At 78.1% G+C, this 3032-nt stretch carries 1 protein-coding gene; it reads right to left on the reverse strand.

Annotation, left to right across the window (positions count from 1 at the left end; all coding sequences use genetic code 11):
- The coding region (gene tmk, locus ACFU74_RS36735; protein WP_380764480.1) for a dTMP kinase at positions 1-2782 on the reverse strand (2782 nt) is incomplete at its 3' end.
- Between the last annotated feature and the right edge of the window lie 250 nt (positions 2783-3032).

Here is a 3032-nt window from a genome sequence, read left to right on the forward strand (position 1 = left end):
GCTCGGTGGTCGCCGCCTCCCCGGCAGCGCCCGCACCGCCCGCACCCACCGAGCCCGCACCCGCCGAGCCCGCGCGCTCCGCCGCCTCGGCGGCCGCGGCGGCGGCAGCCGCCAGCGCGGCGGCCTGCGCCAGCCGTGCCTCCTCGGCCCGCTGCAGCGCCTCCTCCGCGCGGCGCCGCTGCTCCTCGCGCGCCAGCTCGCGCTGCCGCTGGAGCTCCGCGCGGGCGGCCGCCTCCTCGGCGAGCCGCTTGCGCTCGGCCTCCTCGGCAGCCCGGCGCGCCTCGTCCTCCGCGCGCCGCTCCGCCTCCTCCTCGGCCTGCCGACGGGCCTCCTCCTCGGCCTTCTTCCGAGCCTCCTCGGCAGCCTTGCGCGCGGCCTCGGCGGCGGCCCGCTCGGCCTCCTCCGTGGCCAGCCGCTCCTTCTCCGCCTGCTCGGCCCACAGCTGCGCCAGCACCTCCTGGCGCTTGCGCTCGGCGGCCTCCTCCTCGGCGCGCTTGCGGGCCTCCTCCTCGGCCCGGCGGCGGGCCTCCTCGGCCGCCTTCCGCTCCTGCTCGGCGCGGGCGGCCTTCTCCTGCTCGGAGAGCGGCAGCTCGCGGTCGAGCCGGTGGCGGATCGAGGTGGTGACGACGCCGGGGGCCTGGCTGCCGTCGACGACGAGGTAGCGCGCCGGGTCGGCGGCGGCCAGCGACAGGAAGCCGGAGCGGACCCGCTGGTGGAACTCGGTCGGCTCGGACTCCAGCCGGTCCAGGGCCTCGGTGAACCGCTCCCGGGCCCGGGTCGGGTCGACGTCCAGGACGACGGTCAGGTCGGGCAGCAGCCCACCGGTCGCCCAGCGCGAGATCCGGGCCACCTCGGTGGCGGCCAGGTCGCGGCCGGCGCCCTGGTAGGCGATGGACGAGTCCATGTACCGGTCGGTGATGACCACCGCGCCGCGGGCCAGCGCCGGACGGATCACGTTCTCGACGTGCTCGGCCCGGTCGGCCGCGTAGATGAGGGCCTCGGCGCGGTGCGACAGGCCGGTGTTGCCGACGTCCAGGACGAGGCTGCGCAGTCGCTGGCCGACCGGGCTGCCGCCGGGCTCGCGGGTCAGCACGACCTCGTGGCCCTTGCCGCGGATCCACTCGGCGAGCGCCTGGGCCTGGGTGGACTTGCCGGCGCCGTCGCCGCCCTCCAGGGCGATGAAGAAGCCGGTGCCCGCCCGGTGCGGGGCCGGGCCGACGGCACCGCGCACCGCGTCGGCCAGGTCCCGGCCGAACGGCACGGTGCCGCGCCGGTCGTCGGTGCGCAGCAGCACGACGGCGGCCAGTACCAGGGTGAGCAGTCCGGCAGTGGCGACCGCGAGGGCGGCGCCGCCGTGGATGAAGGTGAACGAGCCGGGCTCGACCGTGCCGTACTCGACGTCCCCGTAGGCGGCGGCGATCAGCGGGACGCCGACCAGCGCGGTGCCGACCACGGCCCGCAGCACCGCGTACAGGTGCTCGGTGACCTGCGGCAGCCGGACCTCCTCGACCTCCTGGGCGAGCAGGGCGCGGCCGGTGGAGACCGCCACTCCGGCGGCCAGCGCGGCCAGCACGGTGAGCAGCAGGACGAGCACGAAGTCCGGCACCAGGCCGGCCAGGATCAGCGCGACGCCTTCGGTGAGCAGGGCGAGCGCGAGCAGCCGGCGGCGGGAGAGCGAGGGCAGCACGGCCCGGGTGAGCCGGACGCCGAGCGCGGGGACGCCGGTGGCGGCCAGCACCAGCAGGCCGTAGCCGATCGGCCCGGCGCGGTGCTCGGCGGCGGTCAGCAGGGCCAGCGCGGCGACGCCGGCCATCGTGGCGTACCCGGCGCAGACCGCGAAGGTGAAGTAGGGGGCGGAGCCGGTGCGGCCCTTGGCCAGGGCCGGGCCCGGGGTCGCATCGGTCGGGGCCCGCAGGCCGCGCAGCGGCGAGACCGGCGGCACCTTGACGGGACCGCCGGGCAGCTCCTGGAGGTGTACCCGGGCGGCCGAGACGGCGAACAGCGCGGCCGCGCCGAGGGCGGCGAAGGTGGTCTGGTGGGCGCGCAGCCAGTCCGAGCCGAGCGCCGCGCAGACGTTGTTGAGCAGCGTGAGCGCGATCAGGGCGGTGGCGGCGAGCGGCACGGTGGCCCAGCCGGTGCGGTGGTCCAGGGCGCGGACGGTGGCCAGGTTGGCGGCGGACGGGCGCCGCTCGGCCGCCGGGGCGTACACGTCGGCGGGCGGCAGCAGCGCGGGGACGGCGGCGGCCTTGGCGATCGCCCAGACCCGCTCGGCGGCGCCGGTCAGGAAGACGGTGGCGAGCAGGACCCAGGTCGCGGCGCCGGAGGGCTCGGGGCCGGAGCCCAGCCAGACGATCCACCAGGGCGCGACACCGATCAGCACGGCGCGCAGCGCGTCGGCGCCGAACAGCGTCCAGCGCCGGTCGATCTTGCCGCTGAGCAGCCCGTGCACCGGGCCGAGCAGGGCGGCGCCGACCAGTCCGGTGGCGGCCAGCCGGGTGGCGAGGACGGCGGCGACGGCGAGCGGCAGGCTGCGCGGCGGGTCGCCGAACGACCCGCCGAGCACGGCCGCGATCACGGTGAGCACGATCAGCACCAGCAGGCCGAGCCGGTCGGCGGTGCCGCCGATCAGCTGGGTGGTCCACAGTCGCCGGTAGGGGCGCAGCCGCAGCAGCGCCCGGATCCGCTCGCCGGCGGTTCCGGCGGGCGCGGTCTCCGGCCGGTCGGGCGTGCCGGTGCCGGCGGCCGCCGCGGCGCTGGGGGTGGGCTGCTCCTCGCTCGTCATACGGTCAGCGTAGCGGTCGGGGCATGGGGCAAAAGAGGGGAGCGCGGCTCCGGAAGGGCGCCGCCACCGGGTTGTGACGATCCGCGTACGCCCCTGTCACGCCCGTGCCCCGCCGATTGCCCCGGTGCTTCCCCCGGCTCGGGACACGGCTCGGGACACGGCTCGGGACACGGCTCGGGACACGGCTCGGGCCCGCGCCGCCGGGGCGGACGCGGGCCCGGGTGCGACCGACCGGGGGTCAGCCCTCGTC

The sequence above is a fragment of the Kitasatospora sp. NPDC057500 genome (genome assembly GCF_042802195.1).
GTDB lineage: Bacteria > Actinomycetota > Actinomycetes > Streptomycetales > Streptomycetaceae > Kitasatospora.